The 20,400-nt window shown below is 63.9% G+C and carries 19 protein-coding genes; 5 read left to right on the plus strand and 14 right to left on the minus strand.

Annotation, left to right across the window (positions count from 1 at the left end; genetic code table 11):
* The first annotated feature begins 543 nt into the window (after positions 1-543).
* The 3 genes from ACYVNQ_RS29960 to ACYVNQ_RS29970 all read left to right on the plus strand — a co-directional run bounded on the left by ACYVNQ_RS29960 (position 544) and on the right by ACYVNQ_RS29970 (position 2,569).
* The gene (locus ACYVNQ_RS29960) at positions 544-705 is read left to right on the plus strand and encodes a hypothetical protein (RefSeq protein WP_171029713.1); all 162 of its coding nucleotides are present in this window, start codon (positions 544-546) and stop codon (positions 703-705) included.
* 386 nt (positions 706-1,091) lie between these two features.
* Positions 1,092-1,406, plus strand: coding sequence for a hypothetical protein (locus ACYVNQ_RS29965; protein WP_460907802.1), 315 nt, complete (start codon positions 1,092-1,094; stop codon positions 1,404-1,406).
* 191 nt (positions 1,407-1,597) lie between these two features.
* Entirely contained in the window at positions 1,598-2,569 is a 972-nt protein-coding gene (locus tag ACYVNQ_RS29970) for a threo-3-hydroxy-L-aspartate ammonia-lyase (protein WP_460907804.1), read from the plus strand.
* Positions 2,570-2,628: 59 nt separating this feature from the next.
* On the opposite strand, the gene ACYVNQ_RS29975 is transcribed toward ACYVNQ_RS29970, so the two are convergent.
* The gene (locus ACYVNQ_RS29975; protein WP_460907806.1) at positions 2,629-3,306 is read right to left on the minus strand and encodes a LysE family translocator; all 678 of its coding nucleotides are present in this window, start codon (positions 3,304-3,306) and stop codon (positions 2,629-2,631) included.
* Between the two features lie 47 nt (positions 3,307-3,353).
* Complete coding sequence (locus ACYVNQ_RS29980; RefSeq protein ID WP_460907808.1) at positions 3,354-4,931, minus strand: UbiD family decarboxylase; 1,578 nt, start codon at positions 4,929-4,931, stop codon at positions 3,354-3,356.
* A 631-nt stretch (positions 4,932-5,562) separates the two neighbouring features.
* On the opposite strand from ACYVNQ_RS29980, the gene ACYVNQ_RS29985 reads away from it, so the two are divergent.
* On the plus strand, positions 5,563-6,789 hold the full coding sequence (locus tag ACYVNQ_RS29985) for a transglycosylase SLT domain-containing protein (protein ID WP_460907810.1): 1,227 nt from the start codon (positions 5,563-5,565) through the stop codon (positions 6,787-6,789).
* A gap of 197 nt (positions 6,790-6,986) precedes the next feature.
* On the opposite strand, the gene ACYVNQ_RS29990 is transcribed toward ACYVNQ_RS29985, so the two are convergent.
* The 12 genes from ACYVNQ_RS29990 to leuC all read right to left on the minus strand — a co-directional run bounded on the left by ACYVNQ_RS29990 (position 6,987) and on the right by leuC (position 19,311).
* Positions 6,987-8,288 carry a type II toxin-antitoxin system HipA family toxin gene (locus ACYVNQ_RS29990; protein ID WP_460907812.1) on the minus strand — a complete coding sequence of 434 codons (1,302 nt, stop codon included), beginning with the start codon at positions 8,286-8,288 and terminating at the stop codon, positions 6,987-6,989.
* Positions 8,285-8,578 carry a helix-turn-helix domain-containing protein gene (locus ACYVNQ_RS29995; protein WP_460907814.1) on the minus strand — a complete coding sequence of 98 codons (294 nt, stop codon included), beginning with the start codon at positions 8,576-8,578 and terminating at the stop codon, positions 8,285-8,287. Before ACYVNQ_RS29995 ends, ACYVNQ_RS29990 begins: the two co-directional genes overlap by 4 nt.
* Before the next feature lie 215 nt (positions 8,579-8,793).
* Positions 8,794-9,987: a pyridoxal phosphate-dependent aminotransferase gene (locus tag ACYVNQ_RS30000; protein ID WP_460907816.1), complete on the minus strand. Its 1,194-nt coding sequence runs from the start codon at positions 9,985-9,987 to the stop codon at positions 8,794-8,796.
* A 169-nt stretch (positions 9,988-10,156) separates the two neighbouring features.
* On the minus strand, positions 10,157-10,588 hold the full coding sequence (gene nusB / locus ACYVNQ_RS30005; RefSeq protein WP_460907818.1) for a transcription antitermination factor NusB: 432 nt from the start codon (positions 10,586-10,588) through the stop codon (positions 10,157-10,159).
* Positions 10,585-11,106 carry a 6,7-dimethyl-8-ribityllumazine synthase gene (gene ribH, locus ACYVNQ_RS30010; protein WP_460907820.1) on the minus strand — a complete coding sequence of 174 codons (522 nt, stop codon included), beginning with the start codon at positions 11,104-11,106 and terminating at the stop codon, positions 10,585-10,587. Before ribH ends, nusB begins: the two co-directional genes overlap by 4 nt.
* A 62-nt stretch (positions 11,107-11,168) precedes the next feature.
* Complete coding sequence (ribBA, locus tag ACYVNQ_RS30015) at positions 11,169-12,308, minus strand: bifunctional 3,4-dihydroxy-2-butanone-4-phosphate synthase/GTP cyclohydrolase II (RefSeq protein ID WP_460907822.1); 1,140 nt, start codon at positions 12,306-12,308, stop codon at positions 11,169-11,171.
* Positions 12,309-12,486: 178 nt separating this feature from the next.
* Positions 12,487-13,644, minus strand: a complete 1,158-nt coding sequence (locus ACYVNQ_RS30020) for a porin (RefSeq protein WP_460907824.1) — start codon at positions 13,642-13,644, stop codon at positions 12,487-12,489.
* Positions 13,645-13,757: 113 nt separating this feature from the next.
* A complete protein-coding gene (locus ACYVNQ_RS30025; RefSeq protein WP_460907826.1) occupies positions 13,758-15,080 on the minus strand; it encodes an MFS transporter in 1,323 nt (440 codons plus the stop codon).
* Between the two features lie 107 nt (positions 15,081-15,187).
* Entirely contained in the window at positions 15,188-16,075 is an 888-nt protein-coding gene (locus ACYVNQ_RS30030) for an alpha/beta fold hydrolase (RefSeq protein ID WP_460907828.1), read from the minus strand.
* Between the two features lie 99 nt (positions 16,076-16,174).
* The gene (locus ACYVNQ_RS30035) at positions 16,175-17,200 is read right to left on the minus strand and encodes a 4-hydroxythreonine-4-phosphate dehydrogenase PdxA (RefSeq protein WP_460907830.1); all 1,026 of its coding nucleotides are present in this window, start codon (positions 17,198-17,200) and stop codon (positions 16,175-16,177) included.
* A gap of 55 nt (positions 17,201-17,255) precedes the next feature.
* Positions 17,256-17,894 carry a 3-isopropylmalate dehydratase small subunit gene (gene leuD, locus ACYVNQ_RS30040; RefSeq protein ID WP_460907832.1) on the minus strand — a complete coding sequence of 213 codons (639 nt, stop codon included), beginning with the start codon at positions 17,892-17,894 and terminating at the stop codon, positions 17,256-17,258.
* The gene (gene leuC, locus ACYVNQ_RS30045) at positions 17,887-19,311 is read right to left on the minus strand and encodes a 3-isopropylmalate dehydratase large subunit (RefSeq protein ID WP_460907834.1); all 1,425 of its coding nucleotides are present in this window, start codon (positions 19,309-19,311) and stop codon (positions 17,887-17,889) included. Before leuC ends, leuD begins: the two co-directional genes overlap by 8 nt.
* 130 nt (positions 19,312-19,441) lie before the next feature.
* On the opposite strand from leuC, the gene ACYVNQ_RS30050 reads away from it, so the two are divergent.
* The gene (locus tag ACYVNQ_RS30050) at positions 19,442-20,377 is read left to right on the plus strand and encodes a LysR family transcriptional regulator (protein ID WP_460907836.1); all 936 of its coding nucleotides are present in this window, start codon (positions 19,442-19,444) and stop codon (positions 20,375-20,377) included.
* Positions 20,378-20,400 lie beyond the last annotated feature (23 nt).

Below are 20,400 nucleotides of genomic sequence, written 5' to 3' on the forward strand. Positions count from 1 at the left end.
GCTGCAGTTGCTTTTGCGCCACGCGGTCGCGCGCACGGCTGCCTTGTCTACCGCCCCAAATGGCGCCTCGCGCGCCGGTCGATCGTTGCGAGGTCAGATCGGCGCGCGCCGCCCCATGCATCGGGCATTCCGACCGGCCTGTGCCGGTTTTCGGCCAAACGGGTAAAGTGGTCGAAACTGCCGATCGCAGGGCGCCGCCTCACGGGCATCCGTCAGACAGTTCGTGCATCTGCGGCGGCTGTGTTCGCTGTCGTACCGATGACAGCCGCTGGACCCGGTTAAAAAGACGCTGAGTGGAAGCCGGACGAGGATTCCCTCCAACAGGACAAGCGACGCAGAGCTGTGTCGATCCGCTGCCGAATTTCGCTTCTATCGGCATTCCCGGCGAGGCTTTGCGCAGGCGCGTTTGCAGACCGACCTGGGTTACATCTGTCAGGCCGGGGCAAGGCTGAGGCGCGAAAACTGCTGAGTCTGCGCAACAGCGGATCTGGCAGTTCCCATGGGCTTTTTTCTGGTTCGCAGTCGTCGATTCCGGAGGTCGCGATGAGCATCTTTTCTTACCGAAAGCATTTGCGGTTCTTGACCCATTCCCAGCGTCGCCGCTGGTGGGATCAAAAGAAGCGGCTAACGCCGCGCGTCAAGATCAGCGGCGCCTACGTCCCGCCCAATGTCACGCGCGAATTCACCTACGTGAAGGTCGGATAGGTTCGCGCAATAGACTCCTGCCCGACATGCAATGCCCGGCTTCTTGCCGGGCATTTTGCTTTGTGCGCGATCACAGGCCGCATTGGTAGAGGCGGTTTTGCAGTGAATTTGTAATCAAACATTACCGGGGCGCGCATACCCGCATGGCACATAGCCTGCAAAGCGTTCCGGGACACCGGGAGCGCAAACGCAAACCCTTGATTTTCAGAGGCCCGCGCCTATCTCCTGGCTATGAATGGCGTGCTACATGAAACAGGACTCGCATCGCAATTGCAATTTGCAACAAATGCAAACGACAGCGTGCATCCTTTTTCGTTAGATTGAGTAGTAGCAAGGATGTGGTTACGCAGCACGGTACTTCCACTCGTGCCGCCAGGAGAGAACAAATGAAGAAGATCGTCCCGCTTATCGCCGCTGCCGCACTTGGAATTGGTTTGAGTACTGCGGCGCAGGCGCACGTGTCCGTAGGTATCGGGATTGGCGTGCCGGTTGCACCGGCTTACCCGGTTTATGCCGCACCTTACGCACCGGCCTACTATCCGCCGCCACCGCCGGTGGTCTATGCGCCGCCGCCTGTCGTATACGCGCCGCCGGTGGTGGGCTATGGTTACTACGGCCGTCCGTATTACGGTCATGGCTATTACCGCGGTGGCTACGGCTACTATCGCGGCGGTTACCACGGCGGCTACTATCGCCGGTAAGCGTAGCAACATATTCAAGTGTTGAGCCGGTTCAAGCCGGCTCGATGAAGATGCGCAAACGGCGCGATGCCGGCTGAAAAGCCGCATTGCGCCGTTTGCATTCTGGCGTCAGGTTCGCGGGCGGTGCATCCTTCGAACCGGTATGAAAGTGCGAGAATGCGAAGTCCCCACCGCTCTGGAGTGCCTCGCCGATGCAACCGCTGCCCGCTCCCACTTATGACGATGTCGTCGACGCGGCCTCGCGTCTTGAAGGCATCGCACATCGCACACCCGTTTTGACATCGACGACAGCCAACGAGCGCACTGGCGCGTCGATCTTCTTCAAGTGCGAGAACTTCCAGCGCATGGGCGCTTTCAAGTTTCGCGGCGCGTATAACTCGATTTCGCACTTCGACTACATACAGCGCGAAGCCGGTGTCCTGACTTACTCGTCGGGCAATCACGCACAGGCGATCGCGCTGTCTGCGCGGCTCGCGGGCATTCACGCGACGATTGTGATGCCGCACGACGCGCCCGCCGCGAAGGTAGCGGCAACCCGGGGCTACGGCGGCGAAGTGATCACCTATGACCGCTACAACGAGAATCGCGAAGAGATCGGCGAGCGGCTTGCGCGCGAGCGCGGCATGACGCTGATTCCGCCGTACGACCATCCGCATGTGATCGCGGGGCAGGGCACCGCGGTAAAGGAACTGATCGAAGAAACCGGCCCGCTCGACCTGCTGTTCGTGTGCCTTGGCGGTGGCGGGCTGCTCGGCGGCAGTGCGCTGTCGGCGGCGGCGTTGAGCCCGCAGTGTGAAGTGATCGGCGTCGAGCCCGAAGCGGGCAACGACGCGCAGCAATCGCTCGCGCGCGGCGAGATCGTCACGATCGACGTGCCGCATACGATCGCCGACGGTGCGGCGTCCACGCACGTCGGCGCATACAACTTCCCGATCATCCAGAAACGGGTGTCGCAGATCGTCACCGTCACGGATGCGCAGCTGATCGACACGATGCGTTTCTTCGCGCAGCGGATGAAGATCGTCGTCGAGCCGACTGGTTGTCTCGCGGCCGCAGCCGTGCTCAACGGCATCGTGCCGGTGGACGGCAAGCGCGTCGGCGTCGTGGTGAGCGGCGGCAATGTGGATCTGGCGCGGCTGGGTGAATTTCTGGGCCAGCAGTAAGGCGATACATGGTGTGTGCCGTCGCAGCGGGGCGTGCACGCACCCGCTGCGTCGCGATATCAGCCGGCTACGTGTGTCGCTGGTATGAGCAGCTCGTGATATCCGTTCACGATCACGCTATATGAGAAATACGCGAACAGCACGGCGGACAACACATGGCAGGCGCGCAGCAACCCGCTACCGGCGCGCTTGCGACCATGGCTCGCCAGTCCACAAATAAAGAGTGTCCATGCCAGGCCGCCGGCAAAGAAGCCGCCGAGAAACACCGGCGCGGTCGTGACGCCGGCGGCGCCGGCCTTCGCGATCAAGGCGCCGCCGACGGCCGCGAACCACAAGATCGCGCTTGGCGAAGACACCGCCAGCAGCACGCCGCGCGCAAAGCCGCGCCGTGCAGAAAGCCGCGGCGGTGCCGCTTCGGCTTGCCCTTCGACAACTGGCGCACTCACCGGATTGAGCGCCTCGCGCGCCATCTTCCACGTGAGATACAGAAGAACCGCCGCACCGCCGATCCACACCACCCAGCGCACCGCAGTGAACTGCAGCAGCGCGGCCATTCCGGCCAGCGCGAGCGCCGCATAGAGCAGGTCGCCGAAACACGAACCGAGGCCTAACCAGAACCCGGGCCTGAAGCCATGCGACAGCGTCAACGAAATGATCGCGACATTGACGAGGCCGATATCAAGACACAACGACAGCGACAGGAAAAACCCGTCGGACAGCAACGACAGCGCATGCATCCGCGCAACTTCCCTGAGTTCTTATAGTTGAAAACGCCAGCGGCGGATCACAGCCCGAGCTCGTCCCACAACCGGTCGACCCGTTGTTTGACAGCCGGGTCCATCACGATCGGGCGGCCCCATTCGCGGTCGGTTTCGCCGGGCCACTTATTGGTAGCGTCGAGGCCCATTTTCGAACCGAGGCCCGCAACCGGCGACGCGAAATCCAGATAGTCGATCGGCGTATGCTCGACCAGCACCGTATCGCGCGCCGGGTCGATTCGCGTGGTGATCGCCCAGATCACTTCGTTCCAGTCGCGAATGTTCACGTCTTCGTCGACGACGACAATGAACTTCGTATACATGAACTGCCGCAAGAAGCTCCACACGCCGAACATCACGCGCTTGGCGTGGCCGGGATAGCTCTTCTTGATCTGCACGATCGCCATCCGGTAGCTGCAGCCCTCCGGCGGCAGATAGAAATCGGTGATTTCCGCGAACTGCTTCTGCAGCAAAGGCACGAACACCTCGTTCAACGAGACGCCGAGCATGGCCGGCTCGTCAGGCGGTTTGCCGGTGTAGGTGGAGTGATAGATCGCGTCGCGACGCATCGTGATGCGCTCGATCGTGAAGACCGGGAACCACTCCTGTTCGTTGTAGTAGCCGGTGTGATCGCCGTACGGACCTTCGAGCGCATGTTCGTACGTGCTCGACGGACCTTTGGCCGGCCGCGGCGGCGCGCCGGCGGGGGCGGGTGCCGGCTCGCCCTGCTGCGGGTAGATGAAGCCCTCGAGCACGATTTCCGCGCGCGCCGGCACCTGCAATGTATCGACGCCGGGCGTCACGCAGCGCGCGAGTTCGGTGCGGCCGCCGCGCAGCAGGCCGGCGAACTGATACTCCGACAACGTATCGGGCACCGGTGTGACCGCGCCCAAGATGGTGGCGGGATCCGCGCCAAGCACCACGGCGACCGGATACGGCTCGCCAGGATGCCGCAACGCGAATTCGCGAAAGTCGAGCGCGCCGCCGCGATGCGCGAGCCAGCGCATGATCACCTTGTTGCGGCCGATCACCTGCTGCCGGTAGATTCCCAGGTTCTGGCGCGTCTTGTTCGGGCCGCGGGTGACCGTCAGGCCCCACGTGATCAACGGGCCGGCGTCGCCGGGCCAGCAGGTCTGGACCGGCAGCTTCGCGAGATCGACGTCGGCGCCTTCCCAGACGATCTCCTGGCAAGGCGGCGCGCTGACCGTCTTCGGCGCCATGTCCCACACCGCCTTGGCGAGCGACAGCAGCTTGCCGGCGTCCTTGAGCCCCTTGGGCGGTTCCGGTTCCTTCAGTGCGGAAAGCAGCCGTCCGACATCGCGCAGCGACTCCAGCGCGGCCTGCTCGCTGGCGGCGCCGTTCTGCTCCGCTGTATCGATGCCCATGCCGAGCGCGACCCGCCGCGGCGTGCCGAACAGGTTGCCGAGCACCGGAAAGGCGTGCTGCTGCTTCGATTCGAACAGCAAGGCCGGCCCGCCCGCGCGCAACACGCGGTCGCACAGTTCGGTCATTTCAAGCACGGGGGACACGTGTTGCGGAATGCGGCGCAACTCGCCGAGCGTTTCGAGACGGCTGGTGAAGTCGCGCAGGTCTTTATATTTCATCGGGTCCGGTTCGGGCCGCCGAACGGCCGCGTGAAACTTATGCGTAATGGTTGAGCCCAGCTGCCGAACGCGCAGGTTGGCAGCAAGACAAAAAAGCGCGGGAACACCGCGCGCTGACAATTGTCGATTTTACATGCGTTGGTTGGCGTACGCGCTGACACACAAATTGCGAATCGGCGGAAACGCGCATGCCGCGCGGTTCTTGACCGGCTGAACACTGTTCATAATTACAAATGGTTATAACTTTGGATATTTATAGTGTTGACGACTCATAAAACCGTATTCTAGAATCCGGTCCATTGGTTGCAGGGATTGATAGTTTTTACCACCGTCCCCCGGTCCTTCGACGCACCGCGTCACTTTTGCCGCCCCCTGCACGGTATTGACGGTTTAAGTTGTCCTCACCAGCGCACTTCGCCGCTGGTTTTTCGTGTGAGAGCCGCTGTGTGCATGCCTTACCGCATGCCGCTAAGCCGTTTTCGGATTTCGGCTCTCCAGACGGTATTTTTTGCCGTTTTCCCGGTGCCGCTGCCGCCTTAACCAGAGCGCGCGGCGCCTTGAATCTGTGAATACGTAGTCGAAGCCAGCAGGTCGGCAGGGTTCACAGGCTCATGCAACATGGGAGATCTGAATGAATGCCTGGTTATCGTGGCGTCCCGATGAACGAGCCGTACAGGCCGTTCGCGCGCTATTGCGTCGCGGGACCCGTGTGAGTCATCACCTGTTCAGCGTGGTTGGCGGTACCGCCGTGCTGCTGGCGCTTGCGCTGTGGCTGATGCCGACGTGGCGCGGCACCCTGGCCGCCAGGCTGATGCCGGTACTGTCGGCCGCCGTGCAGGCGGGTCCGGCGCGTCTGCTGCAGGGCAACCCGCTGCCGTCGTTCGTGCCGCGCAGCGTGACGAACGCTGCGCCGGGCGCTTCGTCTACCGACGAACCGTTGTCGAGCAACACCGGCAACGATGACGCGCCCGTCGTGACCCTGACGGGTCTGAATACCTTCGACAAGCTGTTCGATGGCAGCGGCACGGGTACCAGCAATGGCGCCACCAGTGTTGCCTCGTCCGGCGGCGCCGGTTCGTCGGCGTTGAATGGCCTCGATCCGCGTACGCTGCCGAGCATCGGGCCGCTCGCCCGCATGATTCCGGCGCAGCGCGTCGCAGCCGACGCACGCGACGACCGTGCGCTCGCGTCGACGCGCGAACAGGATCTGGTGGCGAGCTTCCTGTCACGGCGCTACCGCGTTGCGCAGGAGCCGGTCAGCGAACTGGTGAAAGCCGCGTTCGACACCGGCCGCGAAGTCGGTCTCGATCCGATGCTGCTGCTGGCGGTGATGGCGATCGAATCGGGCTTCAACCCGTATGCCGAGAGTGGCGTGGGCGCGAAAGGCCTGATGCAGGTGATGTCGACGGTGCACTCGGATAAATTCCGCTACTTCGGCGGCCAGAGCGCAGCGCTCGAGCCGCTCGCGAACATCAAGGTCGGTGCGCTGGTTCTGAAAGACTGCATCGCGCGTGGCGGTTCGTTGCCCGACGGGTTGCGCCTCTATGTCGGATCGACGTCGCAGGACGACGGCGGTTACGGCGCGAAGGTGATGGCGGAGCGCTCGCGTTTGCGCGACATCGCTCACGGTCGCAAGGTGCCGATCAACGCGCCGCAGGCGCCGGCAACCGTGACGGCATCCACGTCTGGGTCACAACCCGCGGCTAACAACGGTGCCAACGGCAAACGTGTCCAGATGACGCTCGATGGCGGTCATCCGCTTGCTGCGGCAAAGCCCGCGCCGCCGACTACACCGGCGCAGGATGATGCGAGCGCGGTGCCGGTCAAGCATGTCGTGACGCCGGAACTGGGTGCCTGAGCCGGCAACGGCAGTCAGAGCCGCTCAATTGATAAAAAACCCCTGCGGGTCATCGACCCGCAGGGGTTTTTTCATGTCTGAAGGGTTGGCCGCAACCGCAACCGCAACCGCAACCGCAACCGCAACCGCAACCGCAACCGCAACCGCAACCGCAACCGCAACCGCAACCGCAACCGCAACCGCAACCGCAACCGCCGTCAAACCTGCGCAAGCGGCAAACTCGCGAGTCTTTCGAGCACGATCTGTTTCATACGCGCCGGCGCGGGCAATTCGTCGAGCAGCCGTGGCCACGTAGCGCGCGCCGCAGACGCCGCCGCTTTCGCCGCTGCCGTTGCAATCCGCTCGGCGATGCCGCTGGCGCGCGCCATCCGCTTGTAGTCATCGAGGGTCTGGGCGCGCTGCATCCGGTCGATCGCGACGTTGGTTCCATACGAGGCGAAACCCGGCAGCGCCGCGACGCACACGATGTCGTACGCGGGCGTGAGCTGTGGGAAATTCCGGTCCTCATAAAGCACCGAGAAATTCTTCAGGTGCGCATCGCTGTTGCCGAGCAGCGTGTTCACGGCCTGCCGGACGAAAAACTGTCGAACGTCCTGCACCCCGCGCGGGCTGAGTCGATCGAGCAGCGCGACCAGCATCTGGAAGTGCCCAATGCTGCCGTACTTGGCGCGCGGCATGCGCCCGAGCAACTGGCACGCGTCCTCGGCATGCACCCGGACGTTGTCGACGCGGTCATAGCGGTCCACCGCGAGAAACGACCTTGCGCTTCCCGCAGCCTCGGCGATGCCGGGTATCTCGAGCGCCTGCACCGGCATCGGTTCGCAGTTCGCGACCTCGACGCCCGCGGCTTTCGCGAGCTGCATCGCGACGTACTCGTTGAAGATCTGCGAGTCGTCGTTGCGCACGGGCAGCTTGGCGATCACATCCGACAACTTGCCATGCCCGGGCATCGTGTACCGCTTGCCGCGCTGCATGGTCGATAACGCAAGCTTGTTCTGCACGCCCGATACCGACGCGGCGCCTTCTGCCGCTCCCTCGATCGCCGAAGATTCGAAATCGTCCGCGCCGCCGGTCGTGCCGAAGGTGCGCGCGTACTCGGGAATGTCATGCGGATCGGCGGGCGGAGCGACGACGACTGCGCCTGGCAGGTCGGCGCCAGCGGCAGCGAGCACGCCGAAGTCGTCACGGTCTTCCTGATTGAGGCGGGTGTTCTCGAGCCGCTGGCGGAGTTCGCTTTCGGGAAGGAGGCCGGCAAAAAACGGCGGCAGCTGTCCGCCGGCGTTGTACAGCGCCGGGTGGAAGCGGTTGGCAAAGATCTGTGCGGCAACCGAAGGATCGCCCGGAATCGATAACGACAGGCTGAGGGTAGGCTGGCCGGACGCGATCCTGAATCGCTCCGACGGCACGAAGCGGCAATTGCCCTCGAGTTCGCACAGGAAGCCGCACGTGTCGCCGTGCAACAGGACTTCGAGATAGCGCGGGTGTGGGCCGTCAGTCACGTGTTGCTCTTCTCGAGAAACAGCTCGGCTGCGCTCTTTGCCGTGCGGTCCGGCCCGGTATCGTGCCCTTCGAGGATCCGCTGGACGGCCGCGAGGCGTTCTTTGGGGACCAGCACCCATTGCGCGTTCAGCGCGCCGGCGAGCGCTTCGAGCGTCGAACCGCGGGTGTCGTGCTTGCCGGACAGCGTGGTGACGAGATTCGGCCGTGCCATGCCGACGAGTTCAGCGAGTTGGGCTGCCGTGGCGGCGCGTTGCGCAAGAAGCTGTTTGAGCTGCGTTATGAATAACATTTCAAACACTCTAGCGAAAATGTTTGATAAATCATACAACCAAACGACTCGACCGAGGTAGTTGCACCAGCTCGTATCATTCAACATACTATCGGCGTATTTTGTATGAAATATCATACGCGCGCCGAAGCGTCACGCAGATCGCACGCCAAAAACCTCGCGCGATCCTTCGATTCTTATCTGCAGCCTGCCGAGCCGTATCCGGCTGACCGGCTTTATCGCCCAAACAGCTGCCGCAACCGTTCGACAGCCTGTTCGAGCTTCGCAAAGGCGGTCGCGTAGGACACGCGAATGTAGGCGTGCGGCGCGGCCGACCCGAAATCCATGCCCGGTACCATCACGACGCCCGCCTCGTGCAGCATCGCACGCGTGAGCGCCGCGCTGTCGCCGGCCGCGGCATGCGGCACGTTGCGGCAATCCGCGTAGACATAGAAGGCGCCATCCGGCATCACGGGCACCTCGAAGCCAAGCGCGGTGAGCGCTGGCACGATGAAATCGCGCCGGCGCTTGAACTCGAGCCGCCGCGCTTCGTAGATGTCGAGCGTGCGCGGTTCGAAGCACGCGAGCGCCGCATGCTGCGCGAGCGCCGACGCGCAGATGAACAGATTCTGCGAAAGCTTCTCGAACGCGCTGACCAGCGAAGGCGGCACCACCAGCCAGCCGAGGCGCCAGCCGGTCATGTTGAAATACTTCGAGAAGCTGTTGACGGTGATCACATCGTCGCCGAAGCTCAGCGCGGACACGGGCCGCGCATCGTAGCTGAGCCCCTGATAGATCTCATCGACGATCGTGAAGCCGCCGCGCGCGCGCACCGCTTCGACGATGCGTCGCAATTCGTCTGGCGCGATCGACGTGCCGGTCGGGTTGGATGGCGACGCGAGCAGCACGCCGCGCGTGCGCGGGTTCCACAGCCGCTCGACGTCGGCGGCGGTCAGCTGGAAACGCTCGGCGGGGCCGCTCGGCACGAGCACTGGCTTGCCCTCCGCGGCGGCGACGAAATGCCGGTTGCACGGATAGCACGGGTCGGGCATCAGCACTTCGTCGTCGCGGTCGACCAGCGCGGTGCACGCGAGCAGCAGCGCAGCCGACGCGCCCGCAGTCACCACGATGCGCGCCGGATCGACGTCGATGCCGTAGGCATGCGCATAGTGGCCGGCGATCGCTTCGCGCAGCGCGTGAATGCCGAGCGCATCCGTATATTGCGTGACGCCGCTTTTCAGCGCGTTCGCGGCAGCCTCGAGCACCGGCTCGGGCGCGGTGAAATCCGGCTCGCCGATGCTCATGTGAATGATGTCGCGGCCGGCGCGTTCAAGCAGCGCGGCCTGTTTCGCCACTTCCATCACGTAGAAGGGGGCAATGGCATCGACCCGGGCGGCAAGCCGCAACTGAGGTTCGCTCACGCTGTTCATACGAGGAGTCCCGTTCAAAAACGAAAGCGGGCTCGGCGCGAAGCGCGAGCCCGATCAAATGCTACTGCCGTGGCCGTGGCCCCGACAACGCTGCGTGCGCGGCACGGAGCGCGGCAGCTGCGTGCGGCCCGAACCCGAACCGCCGCTTGATGCCTGAGACGCGCAACGCCTAGCGCTTGCGCGCGGCGGCCTCGGCTTCGCGCAGCGTCGCCGACAGCTTGTCGAGCACGCCGTTCACATACTTATAGCCATCCGAGCCGCCGAAGGTTTTCGCGAGTTCGACCGCCTCGTTGATCACCACGCGATACGGAATATCGACGTGATGTTTGAGCTCGAACGCGGCGACCAGCAACACCGCGCGCTCGACCGGCGACAACTGCTCGATCGGCCGGTCGAGGCACGGCGCGATCGCGGCCGACAACGAGTCGGCCTCGCTAATCACGCCGCGCAGCAACGCGTCGAGATGCTCGTAATCGGCCTTGTCGAAGCCTTGCGCGTTACGCAGCTGTGCATCGATTTCGCCGGCGGGAGCACCCGACAGCAGCCACTGATAAAGCCCCTGCGTGGCCAGTTCGCGGGACCGTCGGCGAGCGCTCTTCATGCACGTTCCTCTGCTTCGTCCTCGTCTTCTTCATCGTCGTCGTCGTCATCGCCGCCGATTTGCTCGAGCGCGACCGCGAGATTGGCCATTTCGACTGCCACCCGCGCCGCGTCGCGGCCTTTCTCGGTCATCCGCGCGACCGCCTGTTCGTCGGTGTCGGTGGTCAGCACCGCATTGGCAACCGGCACGCCGAAATCGAGTGCGATGCGCGTGATGCCTGCGCCGTTCTCGTTGGACACCAGTTCGAAGTGATACGTCTCGCCGCGGATCACCGCGCCGACCGCGATCAACGCGTCGAACTGGCCGCTTTCGGCGAGCTTTTGCAGCGCGAGCGGGATTTCCAGCGCGCCCGGCACGGTGACCAGCAGCACGTCTTCGCCGGTCACGCCGAGGCGTTCGAGTTCTTCGATGCAGGCATCGGCAAGGCCGTTGCATACGGGTTCGTTAAAGCGCGACTGCACGATGCCGATGCGCAGCCCGTCGCCGTCGAGATTCGGTTGGTATTGTCCGATTTCCATATCTATCAGGTCCGTAGTGGGTAGGGGTGAGCGCAGTATCTGAAAAGCGCGGGTCAATCAGGTTACGGGCACGGCTTTTCGGCGGGCACACCGGGCATCGGGATGAAGCCGGTTACTTCGAGGCCATAGCCGGACATGCTGCCGAGCTTGCGTGGATTCGACAGTACCTGCATCTTGCCGACGCCCAGTTCGCGCAGGATCTGCGCACCGATGCCATAAGTCTTGAAATCGACCGGGCGGCGCTTCATCGCCGCCGCCTTGTCTTTCTGGTCGAAGGCCTTGAACACGTCGACCAGGTGCTCGCTGGTATCGCCGCAGCCGCAGTTCAGCATCACGATCACGCCGACGTCGCGCTGCGCGATTTCCTGCATCGCGGCATCGAGCGTCCACGAGTGAGTGGACGCACCGACTTCCAGCAGATCCAGCAGCGACAGCGGCTCGTGCACGCGCACCGGCGTATCGCGCTCGGGTGACGGCGTGCCGCGCACCAGCGCGATATGCGGCTGGCGGCTCGGCTGATCGAGGTACATCACCGCGCGAAATTCGCCGTGCGCGGTGCGCATCGTGCGCTCGGCCACGCGCTCGACGATCGATTCGGTGCGGCTGCGGTAGTGGATCAGATCGGCGATCGTGCCGATTTTCAGTTTGTGTTCCTGCGCGAATTCGATCAGGTCCGGCAGGCGCGCCATCGTGCCGTCGTCCTTGATGATCTCGCAGATCACCGCGGCCGGCGTCAGGCCGGCGAGCGCGGTGAAGTCGCAGCCGGCCTCGGTGTGGCCGGCGCGCACCAGCACGCCGCCCGGCTGCGCCATGATCGGAAATACGTGGCCCGGCTGCACGATGTGCTCGGCGCGTGCGTCGTGCGCGACCGCGGCGGCGATCGTGCGTGCGCGGTCGGCTGCCGAAATGCCAGTGGTCACGCCTTCGGCCGCCTCGATGCTGACGGTGAACGCGGTGCCGTACTGCGTGCCGTTGCGATGCGTCATCAGCGGCAGGTTCAGCTGGCGGCAGCGTTCCTGCGTGAGCGTCAGGCACACCAGACCGCGGCCGTAGCGGGCCATGAAGTTGATCGCTTCCGGCGTGATGAATTCCGCGGCGATCACGAGGTCGCCCTCGTTTTCGCGGTCTTCTTCGTCGACGAGGATCACCATCCGGCCTGCTTTCAGTTCGGCGATGATCTCGGGGGTGGAGGCGAGCGTCATGATGGCGAGAAGTTCGGGAAAGCGCGTATTTTACGCCACGCGGGCCCCGCAAGTCGTCCGTCTGGATAGCATCGCCGCGCGGCGCGCGCAAAACGCGCCGCCGCGCCCCCCGTCGGCGGCGGCATCCGACCGCCAGAGCGCGCTCAGAGCGTGTCTGGAAGCGCGCCCGCAAGCCCGCTTAAAAGCGTGTGCGCATGCCGATGCGCAGCGCCAGCTGGCTATTCGCGCCGCTGCCTGAATTGCCGAAAAAGCTCGAACTCGAACCGATTTCCGCCTGCACCGGCACGCCGTTATTGCTGCCCGACGCCTTCTGGTACACCGCGAGCACATAGACGTCGGTGCGTTTGCTGAGCGCGTAGTCGGCAATCGAGTTGAACTGGTTCCAGTGGCCCACCGCGTCGCCGGACAACCGCGAATACGTATAACCGAGCCCGAACGATAGCGCCGGCGTCAGCGAATACTTGCCGTCGATTTCGTAGTTGTCGAAGCGCGACGAGCGGCCCGTCACGCTTTCGAAGCGCGTATCGGTCCAGTTGCCGAACACCAGCGCCGGCCCAAACGCATAGCGCAGACCGACGCCGATGGTGCGCAGATCCTTGTCGCCGAACGCATTGACATTGGCGATCGAGATCGGGAACGCCGGTGTCGCGGTGCCGGGAAAACGGATGTCGGTATACGCGGCGGCTGCGCCGAACGGGCCGTGTTCGTAGTTCGCGCCGAAGCTGATGGTGCGCGACGAACCGGCGTTGGCGACGCCGTCTTCGTTGCTGGCGGGCGAACCCGCGAACGCGCCGGCCTGATTCGAGAACCCGTACAACGCGCCGAACGTCAGCCCGTAGAAATTGGCGCTCGCGAATTTCACCGAATTGTTGATGCGGCTCGACGTCAGCTGATCGACGTCGTTGATATGAAACGAGTAGTTGCCGACGGTCAACCCGCCCGCCGCGTACTTCGAGATGTAATCGGTGGACAGCGAATATTGACGGCCGAAGCTCAGCGAGCCGACGCCGTCGCGCGCGAGCCCGACGAACGCCTGGCGGCCGAACAGCGCGCCGCCTTGCGAAGCGGTGCCATTGGCGACCGACAGGCCGTTTTCGAGTGCGAAGATCGCATGCAGGCCGCCGCCGAGGTCTTCGGTGCCGCGCAGGCCCCAGCGGTTGCCCTGGATCACGCCGTCGTCGAGCTTGAATTTGCGCGCCGCCTGGCCATTCGGTCCGGCGGCATGGTTCACATAGCTGACACCGGCATCCAGCAGGCCATACAACGTCACGCTGCTTTGTGCGTGGGCAGCCGCGGCACATACGCCGAGGCTGGTTGCTATTGCTAACTTTTTCATGGGCACAGTCTCCTTGTCTCTGATCTGGTTTGATGATTCATTGCGCGTTGCACGGACGCACGGCGACGGCACGCGTGCCGGCGCCAGTGTTGGCGTTGGCGCTGGCGTTGGCGTCAGCGCGAATGCGAGTGCGCGTGGGCCACTGCCGGTGTCACGGCAGCGCTACCGCTCGCGGGGTTGGCCGGGTTCGCCGGTTCGTCGAGCCGGATCCGCAGCGTGAAGATCGGCCCGAGCAGCAGCATTGCGATCGACACGACGAAGGCCACGGCCCAGCGTCCGTGCGACATGTCGAGCAGCACGCCGACCACCAGCGGCGACACCGCACCGGCGAGCGCCATGCCGGTGAAGGTGCAGGCGCTGGAGGTGGCCGAATGCTCGACCGACACTTCGGTGCCGACCACCCACAGCGGCGAGTCGGCGAGTTCCGAGCAGAAGAACGCGACACCGAGTCCGATGGCGTTGATCGCGATGTCGTGCGTGACGAGCAGCGGCAGCAGCCCGAGAATCGACAGCAGAAAGCCGCTGATGATCACCTCGCGGCGGGCGCGGGTGCGGTTGCCGGTGCGCCTGAAACGCCAGTCGGTGAGCAGGCCGCCGGCTGCTGTGCCGAGCGAGCCGCCGAGCAGCACCAGCGCCGAGAACACGGCGTTGTGCTCGAGCTTGAGCCCATAGCGCTGCGCGAAAAACGACGGGATCCAGTTGAGGAAGAACCACAGCACCCAGCCGTGGCAAAAGCACGCAGCGGTGGCCGGCCACACGCGGCGAATCATGTCCGGCCAGTCGACCGGCTTGCGCGGTGCCGCCACGGGTTGCATGGCAGCGGACGCACGCGGCGGGTCTGCGTCTGCTGTGACGCCGCGCTTGGCCTCATTCAGGCACACGTACATCACCGCCATATAAACCAGCGTCACTGCGCCGAGCAGCACAAACGTGATGCGCCATGAAAACGCCACGATCAGACCTGTGACAATCAGTGGCGCGAGCGCATTGGCGATGCGTCCGGTCGCATGCATGATGCCTTGCGCGGCGCCGCGCTGATCTTCGGGAATCACGCGGGCGATCATCCGCGCGGCGGTCGGGTAAATTGGCGCCTCGCCCGCGCCGACCAGAAAGCGCGCGGCAACCAGCGCAATGAAACTGCCGACCAGCCCGGTGGCGATCGTCGCGATCGCCCACAACGAGCCGTACAGCAACAGGCCTTTACGCGCGCCGATGCGGTCGCTGTGCCAGCCGCCGGGAATCATCAGGCAGCTGTAGGCGAGTGCGAACGCGGAAAAGATCAGGCCGAGATGGGTGTTGCTGAACCCAAGCTCCTTACTCATCACCGGCGCGGCGACGGAAATATTGGTCCGGTCGACGTACATGATGAAGGCCATCACACAGAGCAGGACGAACGTGGTCCTCGCCCGGCTTCGCGTGGTTTGCGAAGGGGACATGTCTTCCTCCAGTTGGGGTGGTGCGGCTTGCAGCGATGGCACAGCCCGCGGCGCTGCGTTCACAACGCAACGCAATGCCATGCGGGCCGCGCCGTCCGCGCGGCGGCTTACTGCCGGAAGAACCGGCTCAGCTCGTCATAGGTTTCGTCGGGGCACTCTTCCTGCAGGTAATGGCCCGACGGCACGGTGGCGCTGCGCACGATCTGCGTCGCGTAGCGGCTCCACACTTCAGCTGCATTGTGATTGCGCCCGACGCCGCCTTTCGCGCCCCACAGGATCAGCGCGGGTGTGCTCACGCGGCGGCCCGCGTCGTAGTCGGCGGTATCCATGTCGAGATCGATGCCGAAGGTCGCGCGATAGTCCTCGCACATCGCGTGAATCACCGCAGGGTTCTTTATGCAGCGGATGTAGTCCGCCAGCGCTTCCGGGCCGAAGAAACTGGTGCCCTGATCGGTCTTCGACAGCTTGCGGCGGATAAAGAACTCCGGATCTGCGCCCATCATCGTTTCGGGCGTCGGGTAGTCCTGCACCATGAAGAACCAGTGCCACGAGAACTTGCCCCACTGACGCGTTACGTTGTTCAGCAGATAGTGCTGCGGCAGCATGTCCATAAAGCCGGCTTTCAGCACCTTGGTCGGATGATCGAGACACATGCGATGCAGCACGCGCGCGCCGCGATCGTGGCCGGCCGCGTAGAACTTCGTGTAGCCGAGCGTCTCCATCACTTCGATCTGATCCTGCGCCATCGCGCGGAACGAATAGTTCGCGTGATCGCCGCCGCCGGGCGGTTTCGAGCTGTCGCCATAGCCGCGCAGATCGGTGCAGATCACCGTGAATTCCTGCGCGAGACGCGGCGCGATCTTGTGCCACGACAGATGGTTGAACGGGTTGCCGTGCATCAGCAACAGCGGCGGGCCTTCGCCGCCTTTGACCGTGACGATTTCAGCACCACTGGTCTGGATGATCGTTTTCGTGAAGTTTTCCAACATCGGCATCGCATACCTCTCTGACATTGCGTTTCGTAGGGACGAGCTGCGCCAGCCGCCGGCCGAGGGCGCAGCGGTGGTGCGTGTTTCAGGGGTGGGAAGGGCGCGCTAGTGCGTGTTCAGCGCGGCGCCGTGCGAGGCTTTGCGGCTCGCGGCCGTGCGCGTGGCGACGTCGAATGCCGCGCTCATCGCGCCGACATCGGCCGTGCCCTGGCCGACGATGTCGTAAGCGACGCCATGCGCCGGTGTCGCATAGACAGTTTTCAGGCCACCGGTCAGCGTGACGCCTTGCGAGAAGCCGAGCAGCTTGGTCGCGATTTGCCCCTGGTCGTGGTACATGATCACGACCGCATCGAAGTCGCCGCGGCGCGCTTTGATAAACACGGTGTCGGAAGGAAACGGGCCTTCGCTGGCGAGCCCTTTCGCGCGCAGCGCTTCGAGCGTCGGGCGGATGATGCGGATTTCCTCGTCGCCGAACAGGCCGTTTTCGCCGCCGTGCGGATTCAGTGCGGCCACGCCGATGCGCGGCGTGGTTTTACCGAATGCGCGCATCGTGTCGTGCGCGAGCGTCAGCGCGCCTTCGATACGGTCGGGCTGCACCATATCGACGGCGGTGCGCAGCGCGACATGCGAAGTGACGCGAAAGGTCGAGAACTGCGGAATGATGTTGACCTCGCCGAAGTAGCCTTGATGTTTGGTCCACGCGGCGAACATCTGATGCTCGTCGTGATAGTTCCAGCCGCCGCGATGCAGGGCCGCCTTGTTGAGCGGCGCAAAACAGATGCCGTCGAGTTCGCCGGCCAGCGCGAGATCGGTCATATGCTTGAGCGTTTCGCCGGTCAGGCGTCCCGATTCGGCGTTGAGTTCGCCGCGCGGGTAGAGGGCGGGGTCGATGTTGTGCAGGTCGATCAGCGGCACGGCTGCGGCGTGGTGGTCGGCATCCTGCACACGTGCGATGTTCGTGTACGCAATGCGCTGGCCGGCGTCTTTCATGCCGAGTTCGAGCACGCGCGCGTCGCCGATCAGCACGACGTTGGCCTTCTCGCGCGTCGCGGGCGACGCCAGCAGCTTCACGACCAGTTCGGGGCCGATGCCCGTTACGTCGCCGAGCATCAGGCCGATTAGGGGTTTCATGTGGGCTTTCTCCATGATTGTTCTGGCTTGGGGATCAGTTGGGGGATGCAGCGGGTCAGCTAGCGTGGCCGGCGGGCAGCGGCAATACGCGCGTCCACGGGTTATCCGACCAGTGACGCTGCTCGAACGCTTCGATCTGCGGCAGCATCTGCAGCGATGCGCCGAGCACGTCGAGGCCGTCGAGAAACATCTGGCGATGACGCGTCTCCATCCGGAACGCGTAGCTGCGACCCGTTGCGGTGCGCACGGTTTGCGCGACGACATCGATCGCGATGCGGCTGGTGGCAGGGTTCGTCACTTCAGCCGTGATCGCTTCGATTTCCGCGGGGCTCAACACGATCGCGAGCAAGCGGTTATTCGCGGCGTTGTAGTAGAAGATCTCGCCGTAGCTCGGTGCGAGCACTGCTTCGATACCGCCTTGCAGCAGGCCCCACACCGCATGTTCGCGGCTCGACCCGCAGCCGAAGTTCGCTCCGCCGACCAGCACGCGCGCACCGGCATACGCAGGCTGATTGAGTACGAAGTCCGCGCGCGGGCTGCCATCCGGCAAGCAACGCAGGTCGTACAGCAGGCCGGCGGCCAGGCCCGACTTGTCGGTGCCGAGCAGGAACTGCTTCGGCATGATCTGATCGGTGTCGAGGTTGGCGATCGGCAACGGTGCCGCGACGCCTTCTATGCGCGAAAAATCAGGCATCGTGCTGCTCCCATTTACGGATGTCGGTGATGTGGCCGGCAATCGCCGCGGCTGCGGCCATCGCGGGGCTCATCAGATGCGTGCGGCTGTCGCGGCCCTGGCGGCCTTCGAAGTTGCGGTTGGTGGTCGATGCGCAGCGCTCGCCAGGACGCAACACGTCATCGTTCATCGCGAGACACATCGAACACCCCGGCTGACGCCATTCGAAACCGGCATTCACGAATATTTCGGACAGGCCTTCCTGTTCGGCTTGCACGCGTACGGCGCCTGAGCCGGGCACGATCATCGCGCGCACGGTAGGTGCGACTCGCATGCCGTCGCGCAGCATCGCGGCCGCGGCGCGCAGGTCTTCGATGCGGCCGTTCGTGCAGGAACCGATAAACACGCGATCGATCGGCGTGCCTTCGATCGGCGCGCCGGGAGCGAGGCCCGTGTAATCGAGCGCACGCTCGGTGGCCGCGCTTTCGATGTGATCGCGGCCATCGGCCGGCGCGGGAATGCGGCCATCGACAGGCATCGCCTGATCAGGGCTCGTACCCCACGTGACATACGGTGCGACGTCGGCGGCCGGTACGACGATCTCTTTGTCGAAGCGCGCATCGGCATCGGAACGCAACGCACGCCATGTGTCGATTGCACTTTCCATTTGCGCTTCGCTGAGATTGCCGCGGTGCGCACGCAGATACGCGAAGGTCTTTTCATCGGGTTCGACCAGCACCGCGCGAGCGCCTGCTTCGACTGTCATGTTGCACAAGGTCATGCGCGCCTCGATCGACAGCGCGCGAATCGCTTCACCCGTGTATTCGACCGCGTAGCCGCGTGCGCCTTGTGCGCTGATCTGCGCGATCACGTACAGCACGAGGTCTTTCGCGGTCGTGCCGTTAGGCAGCGCGCCGTCGATATGAATGCGCATGGTCTGCGCGATGCGATACGACAGCGTCTGGGTAGCGAGTACGTGTTCGATTTCGGAGGTACCGATACCGAAACCCAACGCACCCAATGCGCCATAGGTTGTCGTGTGGCTATCGCCGCACAGCACGACCATGCCCGGACGAATCAGACCGGACTCAGGCGCGACCACATGCTCGATGCCTTGCAGCGGATCGTTGACGTCGAACAGTTTGATGCCGTAGCGCATGCAATTACGCGTGAAATTCGCAGCCTGACGCGCGGCCGCATCGACCACGATCATCCGTTTGCCGACCGGATCGGGCCTGGTCGGAATCACATGATCGACCACGCCCATCTGCTGATCGCTGCGCAACACACCGATGCCGCGCTCGACGAGACCATTGAACGCCTGCGGACTGGTGTATTCGTTCATGATGTGCAGGTCCGCATAGAGCAGCACATGCTGTGCGTCGAGTGTGGCTACAGTGTGCGACTCGACGAGTTTCTGATACAACGTGCGCGACACGTGTCCTCCGTTGTGTGCTGGGCGTTAAGGGATGGTTGCAAGGACTGCTTCAAGACCCGACATAGTCTATCCAGATGGTCGGTGCAGATAATGCAATCTCCTTTAATCTATTTTTAAATTCAATTTAAGAGTGGACTCGATCTCCGACCTTGCGTTTTTTGTCCAGCTCGTCAAGCATGGCAGTCTGTCTGCACTTGCACGTGACCTCGGCTTGACGCCGCCTGCGGTGACGACGCGTCTTGCGCGTATGGAGGCACGTCTCGGCGTGCGTCTTCTGAATCGAACCACGCGGCGTATCAGCGTCACGCAGGAGGGTGAACTGTATCTGTCGCGCGGTGCGCAACTTCTACTGGAACTCGAAGAGCTGGACCGGATGGTGTCGAGCGCGCGTGCGACACCTAAAGGCCTGTTGCGCGTCAATGCGACTTTCGGTTTTGGACGGCGCCATATCGCGCCGGCGGTTTCCGAATTCGCGCGGCGCTTTACCGAAGTGGAGGTGCAGCTCACGCTCACCGACCGGACGCTCAATCTCGCGGACCAGGCGTACGACGTCGGCATCTGGTTCGGCCAGGTGCCGGATTCGCGACTCGTCGCGCGCAGGATCGCGCCGAACCGGCGCTTCCTGTGCGCATCGCCGAAATATCTCGAGGCCGTAGGTGTGCCGCTCACGCCACGCGACTTGCACGGCCACAAATGCATCGTGCTGCGCGAACACGACGCAACCTACGGCACGTGGTACATGACGCGCGGGCGCAAACACGAAACCGTCAAGGTGCGCGGTGCGCTATCGAGCAACGATGGCGAAACCGCACTCGTGTGGGCGCTCGATGGGCATGGCGTGGTGATGCGATCGGAGTGGGACGTGTACCGCTATTTGCGTTCCGGCGCGTTGCGCGTGGTGCTGCCGGAGTGGGCGTTGCCGAGCGCGGACGTGCATGTGGTTTACGGCGAACGCCTGAGCGTATCGGCGAAAGTCATCGCGTTCGTCGATTTTCTCGGCGACTGGTTCGGCCAGGCGTCGGCGCGCGAAGCGGGCTCGGAAAGCTGGATGGCGCGCGGCGCGTAACGCCCTGCGCACGATTCTGCACC

Source organism: Paraburkholderia jirisanensis, assembly GCF_054782355.1.